The organism is Alteribacillus sp. JSM 102045 (assembly GCF_041949975.1).
In the GTDB taxonomy this organism is placed as follows: domain Bacteria; phylum Bacillota; class Bacilli; order Bacillales; family Marinococcaceae; genus Alteribacillus.
Window position 1 is genome coordinate 65,614 of record NZ_JBHFQG010000002.1, and the last position, 24,008, is coordinate 89,621.

Consider the following 24,008-nt stretch of genomic DNA (forward strand, 5'->3'; position numbering starts at 1 on the left):
AGTAATATATGTCTGTATTTGTACATTTCCGAAAAGAAGAACATGCGTTTGTAGAACAAGTAATGGAATGGAAAAAGGCTGTTGAAACAAAGTTTGAGCGAAAGCTGACCGACTTTTTGGACCCGCGTGAACAAGATATTCTTTCCTCTGTTGTTGGAAAAGATGAAACTGTACACCTTTCTTTTTGGGGAGGTGCGGAAGGCTGCGAACGAAAACGTGCGATACTATATCCTTTTTATGAAGAAGTTAATCGAGAAGACTTTGAATTGACTCTGTTTGAAATGACCTATCCTTCTAAATTTGTCACCATCGGCCATCGTGACGTGCTCGGATCACTGACAGGGCTTGGGTTAAAACGAAATAAATATGGTGATATCTTGGAAGGGAGCGGCTGTTTCCAATTTGTTACAGTAGAGGATATAGCCCTATTTATTGAAATGAACCTTCAAAAGATAGGGAAGGCGTCTGTATCTGTGGAGAAAATACCGATGCAAAGCATGCTTCCTATAGAAGATAACTGGGAAGAAGTACAGACAACTGTCTCTTCTTTCCGGCTGGATGTCATGATTGCTGAAATGTATCGTTTATCGAGAAGCAAAGCCGCCCCGTTCATAGAAAAGGGCCGGGTCAAAGTAAACTGGAAAACAGTAGATCAGGCGTCATTTCCTTTACAGGAAGGCGACTATGTTTCTGTACGAGGCTTAGGGCGGAGAAAATTATTAAATTCAGATGGAAAAACCAAAAAAGGACGCTTTAAAATAAGTTATGGAAAAAAACAAGATCCGTAAATAAAAGGCAGGATTTTCAAGTTTGCTGTCGAAATATCATGTTACTGAATAAATAGAAGAATGGAGGTGCGGGATTTGCCTTTAACACCATTAGATATCCATAATAAAGAGTTTACCAGAGGCTTTCGAGGATATGATGAAGACGAAGTTAATGAATTTTTAGATCAAGTCATTAAAGATTACGAAAATGTTATTCGTGAAAAAAATGAGCTGTTTTCCAAAGTAAATGAGTTAGAAGAGCGTTTGGAGCATTTTTCTAATATCGAAGAAACGTTGAACAAATCGATTCTCGTAGCCCAGGAATCTGCAGAAGAAGTACGCCGCAATGCAAAAAAAGAATCACAGCTGATTATTAAAGAGGCTGAGAAAAACGCGGATCGTATTATTAATGATGCTTTAAATAAAGCCCGCAAAATTGAACTTGAAATAGAAGAACTTAAAAAGCAAGCTTCTGTCTACCGGATGCGTTTTAAAATGCTGATTGAAGCCCAGCTTGAAATGTTACATAATGATGATTGGGATACGGTAATAGACACAAAAGAAGAACAAAAGGAAGAAGAGTCAGAAACAGAAAAACAAAGACAGCTTGACTGAGACAGGCTGTTTGTTCTATAATTTTTTCAATCAGAATATTCGAATGCATTCAACCTTACTTTCATCTTGAATGCTAAAGGAATGCACAGTACAAAAGACAATAAAAACGAAGATAGGGACGCGCCGTTTTGTTATTTTTCTATAGCGAGCTGTGGGCGGTGAAAGCACGGTGGAAAATCAAAACAGGACATCACCCTGGAGTTCCGGAACCGAAGTGTGTCACTAGGCTTCCGGCGGTAAATACCGTTAACATAAAAGAGTTGATGCTGTTTTCATGGCAGCATAACTAGGGTGGTACCGCGAGACCTTCTCGTCCCTTGGAGGGATGGGGAGGTCTTTTTTTATACTGAAATATTTCAATGCTTTCACATTTTCAAAATGTGCAGGATATTTGAATGGTTTTAATAAAGGAGGAAGTCAGCTAATGAGTTACAAAGAAACATTATTAATGCCGAAAACCGATTTTCCAATGAGAGGAAACCTTCCCAATCGGGAGCCTGAAAAACAAAAAGAATGGGACGAACAAAACATTTATGAAAAAGTGCAGAAACGCACGAAAGGCCGTCCGCTGTTTGTGCTTCACGATGGTCCTCCATACGCAAATGGAGACATTCATATGGGTCATGCTTTAAATAAAATTTTAAAGGACTTTATCGTACGGTATAAATCGATGAATGGCTATCATGCCCCGTACGTTCCTGGATGGGATACACACGGTCTTCCTATTGAAACAGCTCTTACAAAAAATAAAAAAGTGGATCGTAAAAAAATGACGATCGCAGAGTTTCGAAAAGCATGTGAAGATTATGCTTTAGAACAGCTTGACCGGCAACGTGAACAATTTAAACGTCTTGGGGTACGCGGGGATTGGGATAATCCTTATATTACGCTGACTAAAGAATATGAAGCCCAGCAAATTAAAGTATTTGGGGAAATGGCGAAAAAAGGCTATATCTATAAAGGGAAAAAGCCTGTTTACTGGTCACCATCTTCTGAATCTGCTTTGGCCGAAGCGGAAATTGAATACCACGATAAACGGTCTCCTTCGATTTATGTCAGTTTTGATGTAAAAGAAGGGAAAAATGTGCTTGACGGCGATGAAAAATTCATTATCTGGACCACTACCCCGTGGACCATTCCAGCAAACCTGGCAATTACGGTTCATCCAGAACTTTCTTACGCCGTCGTGGAGGAAGCAAATAAAAAATATGTTGTTGCAGAAGAATTGGTAGAACAGCTGCAAACAGTATTAGAGTGGGAAAATCCAACGGTTGTAAAAACGGTAAAAGGGAAAGACCTTGAGCACATTATGACCTCTCATCCTATTTATGGCCGTGATTCCCTTGTGATTCTTGGAGACCATGTCACCCTTGACGCAGGTACTGGTTGCGTACACACAGCTCCCGGCCACGGGGAAGACGACTATGTTGTCGGTCAGAAGTATGGTCTGGAAACGCTGTGCCCGGTTGATGACAAAGGGCGCTTTACCAAAGAAGCTCCTGGATTTGAAGGGCTTTTTTATGATGAGGCAAACAAACCAATTACACAAAAACTAGAAGAGCTCGGTGCGCTATTAAAGCTTACGTTTATCACGCATTCATATCCACATGACTGGCGGACGAAAAAACCGGTTATTTTCAGAGCAACGGCTCAATGGTTTGCTTCTATTGAGGATTTTCGTGAAGATCTGCTAGAAGCGGTTCGCAATGTTACATGGCTGCCGGAATGGGGCGAAACCCGTCTCTATAACATGGTGCGTGACCGCGGAGACTGGTGTATTTCCCGTCAGCGTGCCTGGGGGGTGCCGATCCCGATTTTTTACGGAGAAGATGGCGAAGAAATTGTAACGGATGAGACGATTAATCATGTTTCAGAGCTATTCCGTAAACACGGCTCCAACATCTGGTTTGAATGGGATACAAAAGATCTTCTACCAGAAGGATATACATCTGTACACAGTCCAAATGGTGAATTCACAAGAGAAATGGACATTATGGACGTATGGTTTGACAGCGGGTCTTCTCATCAAGCTGTACTTGAAGAAAAAGAGCAGCTGCAGCGTCCTGCAGATGTATATCTTGAAGGTTCAGACCAATACAGAGGCTGGTTTAACTCTTCCCTATCGACTAGTGTGGCAACGACCGGAAAAGCACCGTACAAAGCTATCATCAGTCATGGATTTGCTCTTGATGGAGAAGGCCGTAAAATGAGTAAATCCGTCGGAAACGTTGTCGTTCCGAATAAGGTAATGAAACAGCTCGGGGCAGATATTTTGCGTTTATGGGTAGCTTCTGTCGATTACCAGGCTGACGTTCGTATTTCAGATAAAATATTAAAGCAAGTAGCTGAAGCCTATCGAAAACTAAGAAATACTTTCCGTTTTCTGCTTGGTAACCTTCATGACTTTGTTCCGGCAAAAGACCGTGTGGAAGAAAGTGATATGCCTGAACTTGACCGGTATATGCTCGTCAAACTTCAAGATGTGATCAATAAAGCGAAAAAAGGTTATGATGAATATCAGTTTGCTACTGTTTTTCACACGCTTCATAATTTCTGTACCATCGAATTAAGCTCATTTTATATGGACATTGCTAAAGATACGTTATATATTGAAGCGCCGAACAATAAAGGCCGGCGTGCGATCCAGACGGTGATGTATGATACGTTAGTAGCGCTCGTTCGTTTAGTAGCACCAATTATTCCGCACACAGCTGATGAAGTGTGGGCCTTTATTCCAGGCGTTGAAGCAGACAGCGTACAGCTTACTGATATGCCGGAAGAAAAGAATGTCAGCCAGGCGAAGGAATTAAAAGAAAAATGGGATTATGTTATGACGGTTCGAGACGATGTGTTAAAAGCATTAGAGAATGCAAGAAATGAAAAAGTGATAGGAAAATCGTTAACTGCCTCCCTCACTCTTTATCCAGAGCCGGAGCTGAAAAAAGTTTTAGAAGAGGCCGGTGATTTAACGAAATTGTTTATTGTCTCTAGCGCATCGATTGTTGGAGAAAAAGCGGATGCACCGTCTTCTGCAGAAAGCCTGGAACACGTTGCTGTAGAGGTAATGCCTGCAGAAGGAGAAACGTGCGAACGCTGCTGGACCGTTACAGAAACGGTAGGAAAAGATCCGGAACATCCTGGTTTGTGTGATAAATGTACAGATATCGTTAAAGAGCATTACAGCCACGTATAATAAATTCATTAATTATAGTTGTCCGGGGGCCAAGATGTAATATGGTTCCCGGACAGCTTTTACAATGTTTATATTAAGTATGAAGGAGCATATATTTTTGCAGGGTAAGGCAGAAAAGCAGGGTGGATATTAACATGTTAATCATTTATTATATTTTGAGTCTTTTTATTATTGGTCTGGACCAGATAACGAAATTTTTAGTTGTAGAAAATATGGATATTGGTGAAAGTATAGAAGTTATCCCCGGTTTTTTTTATTTAACATCTCACCGTAACGCCGGAGCAGCTTTTGGCATACTCCAGGGGCAGATGTGGCTTTTTTATATTGTCACGGTCATTGTTATTATTGCTGTTCTTTACCATTTACATAAATACGGAAAGGACAGCAAGCTTATAGGTATTCCCCTTGCCCTTATTATGGGCGGTGCCGTTGGAAATTTTATTGATCGTCTCCTTTTTGGTGAAGTCGTTGATTTCTTTAATGTCTATATTTATACGTACAACTATCCCATTTTTAATATTGCCGATTCAGCATTGGTAGTAGGAGTACTTCTCCTCGTAATAAAAATTACAGCAGATGAGTGGAAAGAAAAGAGGAACAAAGCATGAAAGAATTAGAATGGTTTATCGAGGCAGCAGAAGCAGGAGAACGGATTGATAAATATCTTTCTGGAAAACAGGAAGATTGGTCACGAACAACCATTCAAGCATGGATAAAAGAAGGTTTAGTGCTGGTAAATGAAGCCACGATAAAACGTAACTATGTACTGCAGGCAGGCGACAAGATTGCAGTGTATCCGAAAGAACCTGAAGAACCGGAGATAACGGCAGAAAATATTCCTTTAGATATTCGATATGAAGACAGCGATATTGTAGTTGTAAACAAGCCTAGAGGAATGGTCGTTCACCCTGCACCCGGGCATTATTCAGGTACTCTCGTAAATGCGTTAATGTATCATTGCCGTGATTTATCTGGAATCAATGGAGAGTTGCGTCCTGGAATTGTACACAGAATTGACAAAGATACTACAGGGCTGTTGGTAGCGGCGAAGCATGACAATGCTCATGAGAACCTAAGTGTGCAATTACAGGATAAAAAAATAGAACGGTTGTACCGGACCATTGTGCACGGAACGATACCGCACGAGCGCGGCACGATAGAAGCTCCGATAGGAAGAGATCCAAAAGACCGGCAGAAAATGGCTGTCACCGAAAAAAACGCCAAAGATGCTGTAACGCATTTTACTGTTTTAGAACAATGGAAGGACTATACTTTTGTGGAATGCCGGCTTGAAACGGGACGCACCCATCAAATTCGTGTGCATATGGCTTATATCGGCCATCCGGTTGCCGGTGATCCAAAGTATGGAAGAACAAAGACGCTGTCGATAGCAGGACAGGCACTTCATGCAGCGAGACTTGGCTTTGCACATCCTGTAAAGAATGAATATATGGAGTTTGAAACCTCATTACCTGAGGACATGTCAAAAATAATAGAAGATCTTCGAAAAAGGTCTTGACCTTTGAAGCTGGATTTGCCATAATCAATATCAAGAAAACAGCAATAAACAGCAACCTTTAAAGACAGTCCCGTGAGGCTGAGAAGGAGCTTGTGTACAGGCCGCATAATGAAGCGGTATGAGTATGTCTGTATATAGGTACCCCATCCTCTCACCCAGCCGGGCGGGAGGATTTTTTATGGAATACACAATGTAAGAGCCGCATCTCCCTGAAGTTAGCGGCAAGGGTTTTTGGGTAATTAGTTACGCTAGTTAACAAGAAAAAACGATAGGACGGTAGGTTGCCATGGAAACAGAAGAAAGAGTATTACTCGATCAGCAGGCTATACGAAGAGCATTGATTCGAGTTTCTCATGAAATTATTGAAAAAAACAAAGGCATAGATGATTGTATTCTTGTTGGAATTAAAACAAGAGGAATTCATGTAGCCGAACGTCTGGCAGCTAATATTTCTCGCATTGAAGGAAAAGACATTCCAGTAGGGGAAGCCGATATTACGCTGTACCGGGATGACTTAAGCCATCAAACAGAAAGTGCTGACCCAGAACTAAAAGGTACTAATATCCCTGTTACTGTTCATGATAAAAAAATCATTTTAGTAGATGACGTGCTTTACACAGGACGGACAGTCAGAGCGGCAATGGATGCGGTGATGGATCTTGGCAGGCCTTCTCAGATTCAGCTAGCTGTGTTAATTGACAGAGGCCACCGTGAGCTGCCGATCAGGCCAGATTATGTTGGGAAAAATATTCCAACATCCAAAGAAGAAGTGATTGCCGTCAAATTGACGGAAGCAGATAATATTGACGAAGTAACTATTCGACAAAAAAACTAAATGACGCACCTCTTTAAATCAGTCCAGAGAGGCTGAAAAGAGGTATAAATCAAGCGAGGCAGGCCCATGCCTCCCGCGCTTGCGATTTGTACCTCTTTGCCCTCTGCGGCAAGGAGTTTTTTTATACCTTGCTGAGAAAAGGGGCAGCAAAGTGCGATGACAAATCGGGAGGGAAATTATCATGGAAAACGAAGTCAAATTGCATGTAGATGAAGTACCAAAATGGAACCAATGGTTAATATTAAGCTTGCAGCATTTGTTTGCAATGTTTGGAGCTACTATTCTTGTACCGGTTTTAACCGGATTAAGCCCAGCGATCGCCCTTATTTCAAGCGGTCTTGGCACACTAGCGTATTTGATTATAACTAAAGGGCAGATTCCTGCTTATCTCGGCTCTTCTTTCGCTTTCATTATGCCGGTAATTGCAGCTATGTCTATAGGCGGGCCGGAAGGTGTAATGATCGGTTCGTTTACAGCAGGAGTTGTTTACGGTATAACGGCCCTTCTTATTAAATGGACCGGGGTGCAGTGGCTGATGAACCTGCTTCCGCCGATAGTGGTAGGACCGGTCATCATGGTTATCGGTTTGGGGCTTGCCAGTACTGCCATTGAAATGGCAATGAATTTTGATGAAGAAAGCGGAACGTATGTTGAGCCCATGCTTCATTTTAGTGTCGCGCTTGTCACGCTCGCGATAACAATTATAGCGTCTGTCTTTTTTAAAGGATTTTTCAATCTCATTCCTATACTGTTTGGTATTGCCGGCGGTTACACGACAGCAGCATTTATGGGGCTGGTTAACTTTACAGAGATCATCGAAGCACCGTGGCTGCGCGTCCCGGATTTTGTCACACCGTTTGCAACGTTTACCCCGCAATGGTCCTGGAGCATTGTAGCGATCATGGCACCGATTGCCATCGTGACTCTAGCAGAGCATATTGGAGATCAGATGGTGCTAAGTAAAGTGGCAGGGAAGAACTTTGTGAAGAAACCGGGATTGCACCGTTCAATCCTTGGAGACGGTGTAGCAACGATCATCGCTTCTTTTGTCGGCGGTCCGCCTAATACAACCTATGGAGAAAACATCGGTGTTCTCGCTATTACAAGAGTATTCAGCGTATTTGTTATCGGAGGAGCAGCGGTACTTGCCATCATCTTCGGTTTTGTAGGAAAGGTAGAAGCGTTAATAGCAAGCATCCCAGGAGCGGTTATGGGCGGCATTTCGATTCTGCTCTTCGGGATTATCGCTTCATCTGGAATGAGAATGTTAATAGATAACCAAATTGACTTTGGCATTAAACGAAACCTTATTATTGCTTCTGTCATCCTGGTGACAGGAATAGGCGGAGCATTCATTCAAATTAGTGACAATCTAGAAATAGCCGGAATGGCATTGGCTACAATGATCGGTATCTTGCTGAATGCCATCCTGCCTGGGAAAAAATATGGCCAAGGAAACGGTGCGATGTTTGCATCGCTAGAAGAACAATTAAAAGAAAAAGAAAATAACAATGCAGCCTGAACCATCCTTTAAAGAAGTACAGAGAGACTCTCAAGGGTGAACATACAGTGCTAGAAAGGTATCGCTTACGAGAAGCATATGCTTTCTAATATCCTTTTTTAAAAGGGAGCACTGTATCTTTAACCCCTGAATAGAGTTTCAGGGGTTTTATTTTTACCTTTACAGGTCAGCTGCCCAAATGTTTAAGTTTAACCATTTTTTATGAGGAGAATGATGATGGAATGATGATGCAAACGGAGCTTGATAGAAAAAGAAAACAGCTGCAGCCGACACACGTATTAACCATGGAAGACTGGGGAGTAAACGAGATTCATAATCTTCTAGATCATGCGGAGAACTTATCAAGGCGGCCTAAGGTATTTCCATCGCAGCGGCTTTTCGCAGCAAATTTGTTTTTTGAGCCAAGTACGCGTACGAAAATCAGTTTTGAAGCAGCTGAAAAAAAATTAGGTCTTGATGTTTTGCCTTTTGAAGCAGACACATCCAGTGTTAAAAAAGGAGAAACTCTTTATGATACGGTGAAAACATTAGAGAGCATCGGTGCAAACGTAGTGGTCATCCGTCATAGCAAAGAGCGTTATTTCGATGGATTAAGAGATCGAATAAATATACCTATCATCAATGGCGGGGACGGCTGCGGTCATCATCCTACTCAGTCTTTTTTAGATCTATTAACAATAAAACAAGAATTTGGAACGTTTGAAGGTTTAAATATAGTGATCGCAGGGGACATCTTTCACAGCCGTGTAGCAAGATCTAATCTCGAAGTACTCGAACGGCTCGGTGCTAATGTGTTTGTCAGCGGACCGAAAGAGTGGATGTCAAAAGAATTGATGCATCGATATGTAACGATGGATGAAGCGGTAGAAAAAGCAGACGTCATGATGATGCTTCGCATTCAGCATGAACGTCACGCAGTCAAGATGGTAGCCGGTCCAAAAGATTATCATCAGCTATATGGACTCACGGTAAGTCGGGAAAAACGGATGAAACAAAAGAGTATCATTATGCACCCTGCCCCGATTAACAGAGATGTAGAAATAGCTGATGAATTAGTGGAATGTGATCGGTCCAGAATTTTTAAACAGATGAGAAATGGTGTATTTGTACGTATGGCCGTATTAAACCAAGTGCTTGATCAACATAAAGGAGGAGTAATTCAATGAACGGTTGGATTAAAGGTGCAGCAATATATACAGTAGAAGGAAAAGTTGAACATAAGGATGTGGAAATAAAAGATGGGAAAATAGCTGCTATAGGAACTGCACCAGATGAAGCAGCAGTACTTCTAGAAGCGGAAGGAAAATTGTTATCACCTGGATTTGTTGATGTCCATGTTCATTTGCGCGAGCCTGGCGGAGAACATAAAGAAACAATTGAAACCGGTACTGCAGCTGCAGCAAAAGGAGGATTTACAACCATTTGCCCGATGCCCAATACGAGGCCTGTTCCGGATACTCCAGAAGAAATGAAGCGGATGTGGAAACGAATTAATGAGAAGGCGCACGTAAACGTTTTGCCATACGCTTCTATAACGACGCGGCAGCTTGGCAAAGAACTGACAGACTTTGAAGGTCTGAAGAATGCCGGGGCATTTGCATTCACAGATGACGGCGTAGGCATTCAGGACGCATCGATGATGCTTGCAGCTATGAAAGAAGCAGCAAGCGTTGGTAAGGCTATTGTTGCTCACTGTGAGGAAAACACACTGATCAATAAAGGAAGTGTTCATGAAGGAAAATTCTCAGAAAAACATCAATTAAACGGAATACCTTCCGTTTGTGAATCCGTACATATCGCGAGAGACGTCCTGCTTACAGAAGCAGCGGGTGCGCATTATCACGTCTGCCACGTCAGTACAAAGGAATCGGTGCGGGTGATTCGTGATGCGAAAAAGGCAGGCATACACGTAACAGCAGAAGTAACACCGCACCACTTACTTCTTTCAGAAGAGGATATACCCGGCCTTGATGGAAATTTCAAAATGAATCCACCGCTTCGGGCAAAAGAAGACCAGGAAGCTTTGCTCGAAGGCTGGCTTGATGGAACGATTGATTTTATTGCGACCGACCATGCTCCTCATGCAGAAGAAGAAAAAGCACAAGGTATGGAAAAATCTCCATTCGGGATAACCGGTTCAGAAACCGCATTTCCTCTCTTATATAAATATTTGGTCGAAAAAGGAGTTTGCACTCTCGAACAATTACTTGACAGTTTAACTCGAAAACCATCGGCTGTTTTTAACCTTGAAGCAGGTTCGCTTACGGCAGGAGCGGCAGCTGATTTAACTCTCATAGATTTAGATAAAGAAGAAGTAATTGATCCAAAAACATTTGAATCAAAAGGAAAAAATAGTCCATTTACAGGGTGGAAAACAAAAGGAACACCGATATTAACCATGGTCGGCGGCAAGGTTGTATATAAAAAGGAAGGAGCGCGACTTACATGAAAAGAAAATTGATTCTAGAAAACGGCACCGTATTTACTGGCGAGGCACTGGGAAGCTCACGCGATACTTCAGGAGAAGTGGTTTTTAATACGAGTATGACAGGCTATCAGGAAATTTTGTCTGACCCTTCTTATTGCGATCAAATTATTACGCTGACGTATCCGCTTATCGGGAACTACGGCATAAACCGTGATGATTTCGAAACGCTGGATCCAACTGCTGGCGGACTGATTGTAAGAGAATCGGCATCGCATCCAAGCAATTTCCGAAGTGCAGCAACCCTTGACGCCTGGCTGAAAGAAAAAGATATACCTGCTGTTGCAGGAATAGATACGAGAATGCTGACCCGTCTCATTCGCAGCCGCGGAACATTATATGGACGTCTTTGCAATGAAAAGGCAGAGGAAGCAGATGTGATTGAAGAGCTGCAAGCCTTTCAGCCATCAAAAGATAAAGTCAAGAAAGTTTCTACCAAAAATGCTTATCATGCTCCCGGTTCAGGGCGGAGAGTCGTTTTAATGGATTACGGAGCCAAACACGGCATTGCGAGGAATCTCATAGAGCGCGGCTGTGATGTGTTTGTGCTTCCATATAATGCAACAGCAGAAGAGGTAATTAAATTAAATCCAGACGGAGTCATGCTGAGCAACGGTCCTGGAGACCCGACGGATGTACCAGAAGCAGCTGAAACATTAAAATCACTTCTTGGCAGGGTCCCGATTTTTGGAATCTGTCTAGGTCATCAGCTTCTGTGCCTCGCTTGCGGTGCCCGCTCGTCCAAACTGAAATTCGGACACCGCGGCGGAAATCATCCAGTAAAAGATGTAAGAAACGGCCGTGTTGATATAACCTCGCAAAACCATGGCTACACGATAAATAGAGATTCTTTAATGGGAACAGATCTTCAGCTGACCCATGTAAATGTAAACGACGGAACGGTAGAAGGGGTATCTCATCACCATTACCCTGCTTTCAGCGTGCAGTACCACCCGGAAGCATGCCCGGGACCAGCTGATTCGAATGATTTGTTTGACGATTTTATTGCGATGATCGATAAGCATCAAGTTGTATCCATCTAAGGGTTAAAGGAGAGAGGAAAATGCCAAAACGTACAGATATAAAGAAAATACTCGTTATAGGTTCCGGTCCGATTGTTATCGGCCAGGCAGCTGAATTTGACTATGCAGGCACACAGGCCTGTCAAGCGTTGAAGGAAGAAGGTTATGAAGTCATTCTTGTCAACTCCAATCCAGCCACTATTATGACGGATACGAACATGGCAGACAAAGTATATATTGAACCGATTACGCTGGAATTTGTCAGCCGTGTCATAAGAAAAGAAAAGCCTGATGCCCTGCTTCCAACATTAGGCGGACAAACGGGCCTGAATATGGCGATGGAGCTTTATAATGAAGGTGTTTTAGAACAATACGACATTTCTCTTCTAGGAACGGAACTTGAAGCGATTCAAAAAGCAGAAGACAGAGAAGCATTCCGTTCCCTTATGAAACAATTAAATGAACCTGTGGCGGAAAGCGAGATCATTCACAATCTCGAAGAAGCAAAAGCATTTGTAGAAAAAATCGGTTATCCGGTTATTGTACGCCCAGCTTACACGCTTGGCGGAACGGGCGGAGGACTCGTGCATAATGAAAAAGAACTTCATGAAATAATAAGCTCCGGTTTAAAATACAGCCCTGTACATCAATGTCTGCTCGAAAAAAGCATTGCCGGTTTTAAAGAAGTAGAATACGAAGTCATGAGAGATGGATCCGGCCAAAGCATCGTTGTTTGTAACATGGAAAACATTGATCCTGTCGGTATTCACACCGGTGACTCTATTGTTGCAGCTCCAAGTCAAACATTATCTGATCGGGAATATCAAATGCTCCGCGATTCATCGCTTAAAATTATTCGTGCCTTAGAAATTGAAGGCGGCTGTAACGTCCAGTTTGCTCTTTCTCCGCACAGCTTCGAGTATTATATTATCGAAGTGAATCCGCGGGTGAGCCGTTCTTCCGCGTTAGCTTCCAAAGCGACAGGCTATCCGATCGCAAAATTAGCCGCCAAAATTGCGGCAGGCTACCGGCTGGATGAACTGAAAAACCCTATCACCGGAACAACGTATGCAAGCTTTGAACCTGCGTTAGATTATGTGGTTACGAAAATACCGCGCTGGCCGTTTGATAAGTTCGAAGCAGCCAACCGCAGACTCGGTACGCAGATGAAAGCGACCGGAGAAGTAATGGCCATCGGCCGCACGTTTGAGGAATCGATCATGAAAGGGGTTCGTTCCCTGGAAATGAACAAACATCATTTGAGTGATCAAGCTTATATGGAATACACCGACGAACAAATCGAAGAAAAACTAGTAAAAGCAGAAGATGAGAGATTGTTTGTGGTTGGAGAAGCTTTCCGCAGGGGCTGGTCGATTGAAACACTTTACAGTCTTACAAAGATAGACCGCTTCTTCCTTGAGAAATTTTCGGGAATCATTACTGCTGGAGAAGAACTGCCCTATCATCCAGGTAATCCGGACATGCTGAATCTTGCAAAACAAATGGGTCTATCTGATTCATTTATTGCTGCGAAGTGGGAATGGACAGAAAAAGAAGTCTATGAAATGAGGAAACGTAAACAAATAATGCCGGTTTACAAAATGGTGGACACATGTGCCGCTGAATTTGAATCAGAAACACCTTATTATTATTCAACCTATGAGCAGGAAAATGAAAGCGGCCGTACAAATAAGCCTTCCGTGTTAGTGCTTGGCTCAGGCCCGATCCGCATTGGACAGGGAATTGAGTTTGATTATGCTACAGTTCATACCGTTTGGGCGCTGCAGGAAGAAGGCTATGAAGCTATCATCATTAATAATAACCCGGAAACAGTATCTACTGATTTCAGTGTTTCTGACAAACTGTATTTCGAACCCCTCACCCTTGAAGATGTAATGCATGTGGTGGAGCAGGAAAAACCAGAAGGGGTTATCGTGCAGTTTGGCGGACAGACCGCTATTAATTTAGCAGACGGTCTTCACGAACATGGTGTGAAAATTCTTGGTACCACACTTGAAGATATGGACAGAGCAGAAGACCGTGATAAGTTTGAGTACTCCTTGCAGCAATTAGGAATTCCGCAGCCATTAGGAAGAACCGCTGTTTCTTCAAAAGAGGCCGTAGGAATAGCCGCTGACATCGGTTACCCAGTATTAGTGCGCCCATCCTATGTACTAGGCGGAAGAGCAATGGAAATTGTAGATAACGAAAATGAACTGCTGTCTTATATGGAGCGTGCGGTAAAAGTAAATGAAAAACATCCCGTCCTGATCGACCGCTACATGATCGGTAAAGAAATTGAAGTCGATGCAGTAGCAGACGGAGAAACGGTGTTTGTGCCGGGGATTATGGAGCATATCGAACGCGCCGGAGTCCACTCGGGAGATTCGATCGCTGTGTATCCACCGCAGACGCTCTCTGAGGAGATCAAGCAAAAATTGGTGGAACGTACCATTGCCATTGGAAAAGGACTCAATATTAAGGGACTCTTAAATATTCAATTTGTCATTCATGACAACGAAGTATATGTTTTAGAAGTAAATCCGCGTGCAAGCCGGACGGTGCCGTTTTTAAGCAAAATCACAGGAGTGCCGATTGCATCCATTGCCACAAGAGTAATGACTGGAAAAAGTCTTATGACTCAAGGATACAGCGACGGACTGCTGCCGGAGAAAAAAGAAGTCTCTGTGAAAGTGCCGGTATTTTCTTTTGCCAAATTACGAAGAGTAGACATTACGCTTGGACCGGAAATGAAATCAACAGGCGAAGTGATGGGGCGTGACGTATCACTTGAAAAAGCATTATACAAAGGCTTAATTGCTTCTGGGATGAACATACCAGAACACGGATCCGTTCTGTTTACGATCGCAGATAAAAACAAACAAGAAGCGCTGACGCTTGCACGCCGCTTTCATCAGATCGGCTACAATCTGCTTGCAACAAAAGGAACAGCGGATTATTTAAGAAAAGAAAACATTCCTGTAACAGTGGTAAATAAGGTCGAAGAATCTTCTCCGAATTTGTTAGACATTATCCGGGAAGGCAAAGCACAATTTGTTATTAATACGCTCACCAAGGGCAAACAGCCTGCACGGGATGGATTCCGGATCAGACGGGAAGCCGTCGAAAACGAAGTGGTTTGTATGACGTCTATTGATACAGCCGATGCGTTATTAAAAGTACTAGAAATGATCACTTTTTCTGCAGAAGCGATGCCTGCCATGGAAAAAAGAGAAGCGGTTCGAGCGAACGGGGTGACAGTGTGAGAAAAGAAGATATGATCGTGCGCTCCAATAAAGAAATTGCCGAGAATATTTTTGAAATGACCCTTCAGGGAGAAATGGTAAAGGAGATAACCGCACCGGGGCAGTTTCTTCATATAAAACCATCGAATCAGTCCACGCCTTTACTTCGGCGCCCGATCAGCATTTGTGCTCACAACAAGCAAAATAACGAGCTGACGATTATTTATCGAACAGAAGGCGAAGGAACGAATCTTTTCTCACAACGCAAGCAAAATGATTCCGTGGATGTTCTTGGTCCGCTCGGCAACGGCTTTTCTTTGGAAGAAGCCGAGCAAGGTGAAACAGCATTAATTGTCGGCGGAGGGGTCGGCGTTCCTCCGCTTTACTCCCTGGCTCTTTCGCTTGCTGAAAAAGGAGTAAAGGTTGTTACAGTGCTCGGTTTTGCTGACGCTGCTTCTGTCTTTTATGAAGAAAAATTTAAAGAAACGGGCGATGTATATGTGAGCACCATGGATGGAAGTGCCGGACATAAAGGTCTTGTCACCGATGTAATAGATAGAGAATCATTACGTTTTGACCGGTTATATGCCTGCGGCCCAATACCTATGTTAAAAGCACTAGAAGATGAATATCCAAACGCGGCAGGGAGCCTTTCCCTCGAGGAGAGAATGGGATGCGGTATCGGTGCTTGCTTTGCCTGTGTCTGCCATACACAAAATGACCCTAACGGAAGTGAATACCGGAAAGTCTGCAGTGACGGCCCTGTATTTCCATGGAGAGAGGTGGTACTATGACTCAGCTTCAAACAAACCTACCCGGATTACCTATGAATAATCCAATCATGCCTGCATCTGGCTGTTTTGGATTTGGAGAAGAGTTTGCCAAATTATATGACTTAAACCAACTTGGAGCTATTGCGTTAAAAGCAACAACCAATCATCCAAGGTTTGGTAATGAGACACCAAGAGTTGCGGAAACACCAGCTGGAATGTTGAATGCAATCGGTCTGCAAAACCCGGGCCTTGAAAAAGTGATGGAAAAATTAAGTTGGCTCGAAACGTATGACACGCCCCTGCTTGCAAATATTGCCGGAACAACAATGGAAGATTATGAGGAAGTAGCAGCTGAATTGTCTGCAACAAACCAGGTAGGGGCTTTAGAGCTGAATATTTCTTGTCCGAACGTAAACGAAGGCGGGATAGCTTTTGGAACAGATCCTGATCTGGCAGCCGAACTAACAAGACGGGTCAAAAAGGTATCCTCCTGCCCTGTTTATGTCAAGCTTTCTCCAAATGTTATGGATATCACTGTGGTGGCAAAAGCAGTAGAACAAGCCGGCGCCGATGGTTTATCAATGATTAATACTTTGTCGGGGATGAAAATTGATATACAATCAGGCAAACCGCTGCTCGCAAATGAAACCGGCGGTCTATCGGGACCGGCTATTAAGCCAATTGCCATTCGGATGATTCATGAAGTTCGAAAGCAGACAGAACTACCTATTATCGGAATGGGTGGTATTTCTACACTCGATGATGTGATTGAATTTATAATGGCTGGTGCGGATGTGGTGGCTGTTGGAACAGCTAACTTTACGAACCCATTTATTTGTCCCGAACTTATTCGCGAACTAGAAGATTGGGTTCATGCGAAAGGATTGGAAAATGTCCAGGATCTCCGAAAAAAAGGAGTGAGATCCCTGTGAATAAACCATTAATTATAGCAATGGATTTTGCAGACAAGCAAACAGCAAATGCGTTTTTATCTTCCTTCGAAAATGAAAAACTATTTCTCAAAGTGGGCATGGAATTATTTTACCGTGAAGGACCGGCATTGGTAGAAAAGTGGAAGGCAGCAGGTCACCAATTGTTCTTAGACCTTAAACTTCATGATATTCCGAACACCGTAAAAGCGGCAGCCAGGCAACTTGCTTCTTTACAAGTTGATTTAATTACAGTACATGCTGCAGGTGGTATAAAGATGATGGAAGCAGCTAAAGAAGGATTATCGGAAGGAGCTCTATCAAAAACTCCTGATTGCATAGCTGTTACCCAGCTGACCAGTACATCAGAGAAGATGATGAAACACGAACTAGCTATTGAAAAAACACTAAAAGATACTGTCATTCATTATGCAAACAATGCCAAACAGGCGGGACTTCAAGGTGTTGTTTGTTCAGCACTAGAAGCGCCGTTTATTAAGCAGCAGGTAGGATCCGATTTTTCTGCGGTCACACCTGGCATCCGGCTTTCAAACAATAAGTCAAATGATCAACAACGGGTGGTAACACCGCAGGAAGCAAGGGAGCTTGGAAGTGATGCCATTGTTGTAGGAAGAAGCATCACACGTGCTGCTGAAAACCCGTACCAGCAATATATAGAAATAAAAAAGCAGTGGGGGAATGAAGCATGAAACAATGGTTAGCTCAAGAATTATTAAAAATAGAAGCAGTCAGTTTAAAACCAGATAACCCATTCACCTGGTCATCAGGAATTAAATCACCGATATACTGCGATAACAGACTTACCTTATCCTACCCTGCGCTTCGTCAAAGCATTGCAGAAGGGTTAAAGACATTGATTGAAACAAAATATCCGGATGCAGACGTTATCGTAGGTACGGCCACTGCCGGAATCCCTCACGCTGCACTGGTTGCTGATAAGATGGAGCTTCCGATGATTTATGTTCGCAGTTCATCCAAATCACATGGAAAAGGAAATCAAATCGAGGGTGTGTTAAAAGAAGGTGCGAAAGCAGTAATCGTGGAGGATCTTATTTCAACAGGTGGAAGTGTTATTAAGGTCCAGGAAGCATTACAGGCTTATAATGCAGATGTACTCGGAACGGCTGCTATTTTTACGTACGGGCTGCAAAAAGGAGTAGACATGCTGAAAGACGCTGACTTAAAGGCCGAGACTCTTACAGACTATAATACCCTTCTTGAAACTGCCCTCAAGGATAACTATATAACAGAACAGCAATTTAGAAGATTAGAGATGTGGAAGAAGGATCCGGAAAGCAGAAAGTGGCTTGAAACAACCATACACGTCAAGTAATTAGAGGATTCAGTTATTTCATCAGGGTGTGATTTTTGTCTTCACACTCTATTTTTTATATGTGCAACCCCGTTCCCAGTCATTGAATTTTTTTCCTTTATGGTATAAGGTGAAAGAAACAACCGTATTATCAGTAATCTTGCATTTTTCTTCAATTATTATTCCATTCAGCTGTAATAAATTCAGTCGTCACTTCCTTCATACTGTAATGTTATTTGTAAAGTAAAACATAATCGTAAGGAGATAAACCATGCGGAAAATGACAGGAAAAGAATTTAGTGAACAAGTAGAATTTTTTGATACTGTGGCGCAAACGAACTGGCTGTCAGGTCTTCACCAAGCATTGAAAGATAAAAGCGGAACCTGGGAGAAAAAAGACGTACTCGATGTTGGCTGCGGTACAGGAAGGTTATTATTGAAAGGTGCAAAAGAAGCAGCTTCCCTTACTGGTATAGACTTATCAGAAGGAATGATAAAAAAAGCGAGAAAGCTGGAAGCTTTGCAGCCTGGGAAAGCTTCGACCACTTTTATAGTGGGAGACGCATACGCTCTTCCTTTTGTGGACCGCACCTTTGATATCAGCATTTCGACGCTGGTTATGTTTTTATTACCAGAGCCGGAGAAAGGAATAAAAGAAATGGCGAGGGTGACGAAGTCAAATGGGATTAGCATATTGCTTAATCCTACTCCTAAAATGGACCCTGTTGCCGCAGAAGAGTATGCAAACGCCCAAGCTTTAGAGGGGTTTGAAAAAGAATCCTTTCTCAAATGGTCGAATGTTTCACCAAGAAGGCACCGATTTGAAAGTGGACAGTTAAGTGAACTTTTATATGAGCATGGTGCCAGTTATATACACCAAGAAAAAGCTCTCGGAGATCTTGCTCTTTTGACAAAAATCGTTTGGAACTAAGAAATAAGGGGTCCAAGAGTGTCTTGGACCCCGTTCTTCGAATATTTCCCCTGGACCAGTCATCAAACGAGTCTCTTGGCTCCCATTCATCGAAAATAATGACAGTGCAGGTCACTAATCGTGCCTCTTGGTCCCCGCCCAATGTATAAATCCTTTGCTTTGGTTACCAAGGGTGTCCCTTGGTGACCGTTTATCCTTTCTTGCACTTGTTTTAGTCATCAAGCCTCTTATGAGAAGAATACTGTCTTTCTTTTAAAAGAAATCGGTTTAATTTCTGGAAGCCCGCAGCTTTAAAACCAAATCCTCATCCGGTGTCACAAAGACCGTAGACTGCTGTTCATAGGTGACAAAGCCGGGTTTTGCACCGTTCGGTTTGCGGACATGCTTTATTTTTGTATAGTCTACCGGAACAGAAGCAGAGTCTTTTGCTTTAGAATAGTACGCTGCGATATTGGCTGCTTCTAGGAGAGTTTGTTCGCTAAACGATTCTCCTCGAATGACGACATGAGAGCCGGGAATATCTTTTGTATGCAGCCACGTATCTTCTTTATGAGCGACCCGGTTGGTAAGGTACTCATTTTGTTTGTTGTTCTTTCCTACCAATATTTCGGTGCCGTCGCTGGAAACATATTTTTCGAGCACTGGCTTTACTGGCTTATTCTTTTTCCTGCCTTTGCCAGGCCTTTTTTTCACATACCCTTGTTCGGATAATTCTTCGCGGATTTCATCAATATCAGACGGAGAAGCAGACTCCAGCTGCTGGATTAGTTGTTCTAAGTAAGTCATTTCTTCCTCGGTCTGTCTGATTTGTTCTTTTCCCATTTCAAGAGATGTTTTGGCTTTATTATATTTACGGAAAAAAGACTGGGCATTTTCTGAAGGAGTCTTCTCAGGGTCAAGCGGAATCATGATCGTACCGCCGTTTTCATCATAATAATCTATTACCTCAATTTCTTTTTCTCCGCCTTTGATCAAGTGCAGATTTGCGGTAAGCAGTTCTCCAAATTTTTGAGCTTCATGTGCTTTTTCTGCTTGCTGTACTGTTTTTTCAAGTTTTTTAATCTTTTTCTTATTTTTTTGCCATTCGTTTCGTAATAGTCGTTCTAAGTCATGGGCCTGCTGTTTTACCCGGTCCCTTTCAGCTTTGCCGGAATGAAAGCGGTCAAGCAGCTCACTGACAGAATCAAATTTTTTCGCGCGGCCTTTTATATGAGTTAACTCTATGACTGAATAAAATTCTTTATCATTTGTTGCTGCTATTTGGGGGTAGTAGCTATGCTCTTTCACATCATTCATTATCTCTAAAAATGAAGCAGCAATGTTTTCAGCGCTTCCCAAACCGGCCCGGTGTACGATTTCCTTTGTTGTTTGCGGCGAAAGACCAGTGAATGCTTGAACAAGCTGTCGGTCGATTTTTCCCTGGTTCGTATCTAATTTACGAAGCACGTCCTCCTTATCTACTTCTAATGGATTGGCTTTATGCTGCTGAGGAGGTCCTACATATTCTCTTCCGGGTAATATCGTTCGATGCCGGTTCACGGATGGAGGCAAATGTTTCATGCTGTCTAAAATTTGGTTGGTTTCTTTATCGACGAGCAAAACATTGCTGTGTTTCCCCATAATTTCTATAATCAGGTACTTAATCGATACATCTCCGATTTCATTTTTTCCTTCAATTACTAACGTGACGATACGCTCCATTCCATCTTGCTTTATTTCCCTGATAAAGCCGCCTTCTATGTGCTTGCGAAGCAGCATGCAGAACATAGGCGGCTCGGGAGGATTATCAAAGGAAGCATTCGTTAAATTCATTCGTGAAAAACTGGGGTTTGCTGATATAAGGAGCTGGTGATTTTTCCGGTTGGCTCGAATCGTTAAAAGAAGATCCATTTTATAAGGTTGTTTGATTTTCGTTACTCTGCCGTTTAATAAGTGCTGTTCACATTCATGGATGACAGCTCGTGTCATAATTCCGTCAAAAGACATATGTGTAGTACATCCTCTCTATTGCTGTAAAACATTTCTTTCAATCAATATAGCCAGGGGCCCTCACTTTTGCTTTTCTTAATAAGTATAGCATGAATTGCGGCTTGTCTGAATATGATGTGATGATACGTTTAACCAGGGGTGAGGGATGGAATGAACTGGCATCAGCAACCAAAAGAAAAACTTGAAAACATATTACAAGTCACTGCTGGGACAGGGCTCGGTGATGGACAGGCTAAAGCTCGTCTGAAACAAGTAGGACCAAATACGCTCGAAGAAAAGAAAAAAGTACCGGGCTGGCTTCTGTTTTTGAACCAGTTCCAGGATACGATGATTCTCATCCTGTTAGGTGCGACTGTGATTTCTGCTGCATTAGGAGAATATATTGATGCCATCACAATTATTTTCATAGTTATAATGAACGGGATACTTGGCTTTATTCAAGAAAATAAAGCAGAAAAATCTCTCGATGCGTTAAAAGAACTAGCCTCACCAACAATAACGGTGAGAAGAAACGGGCAATGGATCACTATACCTTCCATAGAAGTAGTTCCTGGAGATGTAGTAAAACTAGCAGGCGGTGACAAAGTAAGCGCAGATATCCGGCTGTTAGAAGCTAATGGTTTAACTGCAGAAGAATCAGCACTGACGGGCGAATCATACCCCGTTCAAAAAACAGCTGATGTTCTAAAAGAGAGTGACGTTTCTATTGGAGAAAAGCAAAATATGGTGTTTGCAGGTACATTAATTACAAAAGGGTATGCGACCGGGGTTGTTGTTGCTACAGGAATGAAAACAGAAATGGGAAAAATCGCTCATTTGCTTACCTCATCTGAGAAAAATGAAACCCCTCTCCAAAGAAGACTTGCCCACCTAGGGACGATGTTAATTACAGGTGCTCTCTTGCTTACAGGATTAGTCGTTGTACTCGGTATATGGCAGGGACAACCTATGTATAAAATGTTTCTCTCCGGTGTATCGCTTGCTGTAGCAGCTATTCCAGAAGGACTTCCGGCTATCGTTACTGTTGTATTAGCACTTGGTGTCCAGCGCATGATTAAAAGAAATACCATTGTACGACAGCTCCCCGCGGTCGAAACGCTTGGCTGCGCCTCTGTCATTTGTTCGGACAAGACAGGTACCTTAACGCAGAATAAAATGAAAGTCACCGCATTGTGGAATGGAAGCGGGTTATCTCTTCGCAAGCCGAAAAAAGCTTTTCAAAAAACGAAAAATGAAAAACTATTAACCTATGGTGCGCTTTGTACTCAAATTGCTATAGATTCCATTCATTCACCAAATCAACAAAAAAGTGATATGAAAGGAGATCCGACAGAAAATGCTTTACTTGAAGCTGCTTCCTCTTCGGGAATTGAGCCAAGCGAGCTTTTTTCTAACTACACCGTAGTGCGGAATTTCCCGTTTGATTCGGAGAGAAAACGAATGTCGGTGTTAGTTAAAAACAAAAAAGGCGAAGCTTTTATCATTACAAAGGGAGCGCCCGATATTCTGCTAGAAAGAACTTCTCATATTGATTCAAACAACCGAATAGAAAGGCTGTCTTCCTATAAAAAAAATGAAGTCAAACAGACGATTGGCTATATGGCAAATAAAGCATTGCGGACCATTGCCGTGGGGTATCGTCCAGTGCGAACAGGTGAAGTCATAAACAGTGCAGAAGCTGCGGAAAGGCATCTTATTTTACTTGGGGTACAAGGAATGATTGATCCGCCTCGACAGGAAGCAAAAGATGCGATTATGGAATGCCGGCACGCAGGCATTAAAACGATCATGATTACCGGCGATCATAAAGATACCGCTGCAGCAATAGCAAGAGATATAGGGCTGCTGCCCGAATATGGTCTCGTTATTACTGGAAAAGAGTGGAATCAGGCTTCTGATAAGGAAAAACAAAGCCTTATCCAGCGAGCATATGTATTTGCCCGGGTAAGCCCGGAAGATAAATTAAACATTGTAAAAGTGTTAAAAAGTCAAGGCCATATTGTTGCGATGACAGGGGATGGGGTGAATGATGCTCCGGCACTAAAAGCAGCCGATATCGGCATTGCTATGGGGAAAACTGGAACAGATGTGGCGAAAGAAGCCTCTGCTCTCATATTACGGGATGATAATTTTTCTACTATTCGCTCTGCCATAAAAGAAGGGCGTAATATATATGAAAATATCAGAAAGTTTATCCGCTATATGCTTGCTTCCAACGTTGGAGAAATGTTAGTCATGCTGTTTGCGGTTATGTTAGGAATGCCGCTTCCATTAGTAGCTATACAAATATTATGGATCAATCTCATTACTGATGGGCTGCCGGCAATGGCGCTTGGTCTTGACCAGCCAGAAAATGATGTGATGAAACGGCCGCCCCGTTCCTCATCGGAGAGTATTTTTGCACGGGGAATGGGATGGAAGATTATCTCCAGAGGATTTCTGATTGGATGTGTTACATTACTTGGCTTTATGACTGCTCTCTACGAACAGCCGGATGACTTAATTAGAGCCCAGACGATTGCTTTTTCCACTCTTGTGATGGCACAGCTTATTCACGTGTTTGACTGCCGAACGAATCAAACGATTTTTGACAGAAATCCCTTTGAAAATAAATATTTAACAGCAGCCGTTTTATCTTCTGTCATGCTGCTGCTGCTTGTTATTTACACGCCGATACTGCAGCCAATTTTCCACACCACTCCACTGAGTGTTTTGGAATGGGCGCTTGTACTTGCGCTGGCTTCTATTCCTACTTTTGCTCTGGCAGGAAAAACAATGTTCCGTCAAGCGAATGTAAGAAGAGCAAAAGCATAAACAGCCGCAGTACAATGAATAAATTTCAGATTCAGC

Annotated in this window: 18 protein-coding genes and 1 other annotated feature; of the genes, 17 read left to right on the forward strand and 1 reads right to left on the reverse strand. The window is 42.6% G+C overall.

The window, feature by feature from the left end; genetic code table 11:
• Positions 1–8: 8 nt before the first annotated feature.
• From ACE1TI_RS01860 to ACE1TI_RS01935, 16 genes are all read left to right on the forward strand, one after another.
• On the forward strand, positions 9–788 hold the full coding sequence (locus ACE1TI_RS01860; protein WP_375005873.1) for a YlmH family RNA-binding protein: 780 nt from the start codon (positions 9–11) through the stop codon (positions 786–788).
• Between the two features lie 75 nt (positions 789–863).
• Positions 864–1,382, forward strand: a complete 519-nt coding sequence (locus ACE1TI_RS01865; RefSeq protein ID WP_375005874.1) for a DivIVA domain-containing protein — start codon at positions 864–866, stop codon at positions 1,380–1,382.
• A 100-nt stretch (positions 1,383–1,482) separates the two neighbouring features.
• Positions 1,483–1,703, forward strand: a binding site (T-box leader).
• A gap of 103 nt (positions 1,704–1,806) precedes the next feature.
• The gene (ileS, locus tag ACE1TI_RS01870; RefSeq protein WP_375005875.1) at positions 1,807–4,575 is read left to right on the forward strand and encodes an isoleucine--tRNA ligase; all 2,769 of its coding nucleotides are present in this window, start codon (positions 1,807–1,809) and stop codon (positions 4,573–4,575) included.
• A gap of 140 nt (positions 4,576–4,715) precedes the next feature.
• Positions 4,716–5,183 (forward strand): signal peptidase II, encoded by a 468-nt coding sequence (gene lspA, locus ACE1TI_RS01875; RefSeq protein WP_375006032.1) that lies wholly within the window; start codon positions 4,716–4,718, stop codon positions 5,181–5,183.
• Positions 5,180–6,094, forward strand: coding sequence for an RluA family pseudouridine synthase (locus ACE1TI_RS01880; RefSeq protein WP_375005876.1), 915 nt, complete (start codon positions 5,180–5,182; stop codon positions 6,092–6,094). The genes lspA and ACE1TI_RS01880 overlap by 4 nt, the downstream gene beginning before the upstream one ends.
• Before the next feature lie 286 nt (positions 6,095–6,380).
• Entirely contained in the window at positions 6,381–6,929 is a 549-nt protein-coding gene (gene pyrR, locus ACE1TI_RS01885) for a bifunctional pyr operon transcriptional regulator/uracil phosphoribosyltransferase PyrR (protein WP_375005877.1), read from the forward strand.
• A 181-nt stretch (positions 6,930–7,110) separates the two neighbouring features.
• A complete protein-coding gene (locus ACE1TI_RS01890) occupies positions 7,111–8,451 on the forward strand; it encodes a solute carrier family 23 protein (protein WP_375005878.1) in 1,341 nt (446 codons plus the stop codon).
• A gap of 227 nt (positions 8,452–8,678) precedes the next feature.
• Positions 8,679–9,617, forward strand: a complete 939-nt coding sequence (locus ACE1TI_RS01895; RefSeq protein WP_375006033.1) for an aspartate carbamoyltransferase catalytic subunit — start codon at positions 8,679–8,681, stop codon at positions 9,615–9,617.
• Positions 9,614–10,900 (forward strand): dihydroorotase, encoded by a 1,287-nt coding sequence (locus ACE1TI_RS01900; protein ID WP_375005879.1) that lies wholly within the window; start codon positions 9,614–9,616, stop codon positions 10,898–10,900. The genes ACE1TI_RS01895 and ACE1TI_RS01900 overlap by 4 nt, the downstream gene beginning before the upstream one ends.
• A complete protein-coding gene (locus ACE1TI_RS01905; RefSeq protein ID WP_375005880.1) occupies positions 10,897–11,979 on the forward strand; it encodes a carbamoyl phosphate synthase small subunit in 1,083 nt (360 codons plus the stop codon). The genes ACE1TI_RS01900 and ACE1TI_RS01905 overlap by 4 nt, the downstream gene beginning before the upstream one ends.
• A gap of 20 nt (positions 11,980–11,999) precedes the next feature.
• Entirely contained in the window at positions 12,000–15,224 is a 3,225-nt protein-coding gene (gene carB, locus ACE1TI_RS01910) for a carbamoyl-phosphate synthase large subunit (RefSeq protein WP_375005881.1), read from the forward strand.
• 11 nt (positions 15,225–15,235) lie between these two features.
• Positions 15,236–15,997: a dihydroorotate dehydrogenase electron transfer subunit gene (locus tag ACE1TI_RS01915; RefSeq protein WP_375006034.1), complete on the forward strand. Its 762-nt coding sequence runs from the start codon at positions 15,236–15,238 to the stop codon at positions 15,995–15,997.
• A complete protein-coding gene (locus tag ACE1TI_RS01920) occupies positions 15,994–16,908 on the forward strand; it encodes a dihydroorotate dehydrogenase (RefSeq protein ID WP_375005882.1) in 915 nt (304 codons plus the stop codon). The genes ACE1TI_RS01915 and ACE1TI_RS01920 overlap by 4 nt, the downstream gene beginning before the upstream one ends.
• Positions 16,905–17,615 (forward strand): orotidine-5'-phosphate decarboxylase, encoded by a 711-nt coding sequence (gene pyrF / locus ACE1TI_RS01925; RefSeq protein ID WP_375005883.1) that lies wholly within the window; start codon positions 16,905–16,907, stop codon positions 17,613–17,615. Before ACE1TI_RS01920 ends, pyrF begins: the two co-directional genes overlap by 4 nt.
• Positions 17,612–18,259, forward strand: a complete 648-nt coding sequence (gene pyrE / locus ACE1TI_RS01930) for an orotate phosphoribosyltransferase (RefSeq protein ID WP_375005884.1) — start codon at positions 17,612–17,614, stop codon at positions 18,257–18,259. The genes pyrF and pyrE overlap by 4 nt, the downstream gene beginning before the upstream one ends.
• A 250-nt stretch (positions 18,260–18,509) precedes the next feature.
• A complete protein-coding gene (locus ACE1TI_RS01935; protein ID WP_375005885.1) occupies positions 18,510–19,169 on the forward strand; it encodes a class I SAM-dependent methyltransferase in 660 nt (219 codons plus the stop codon).
• A gap of 267 nt (positions 19,170–19,436) precedes the next feature.
• Here the strand turns inward: ACE1TI_RS01935 and ACE1TI_RS01940 are convergent, their stop codons facing one another.
• A complete protein-coding gene (locus ACE1TI_RS01940; protein ID WP_375005886.1) occupies positions 19,437–21,155 on the reverse strand; it encodes an Rqc2 family fibronectin-binding protein in 1,719 nt (572 codons plus the stop codon).
• 153 nt (positions 21,156–21,308) lie between these two features.
• Here ACE1TI_RS01940 and ACE1TI_RS01945 point away from each other — a divergent pair, with 153 nt between their 5' ends.
• Positions 21,309–23,972, forward strand: a complete 2,664-nt coding sequence (locus tag ACE1TI_RS01945; protein ID WP_375005887.1) for a calcium-translocating P-type ATPase, SERCA-type — start codon at positions 21,309–21,311, stop codon at positions 23,970–23,972.
• Positions 23,973–24,008: the final 36 nt, after the last annotated feature.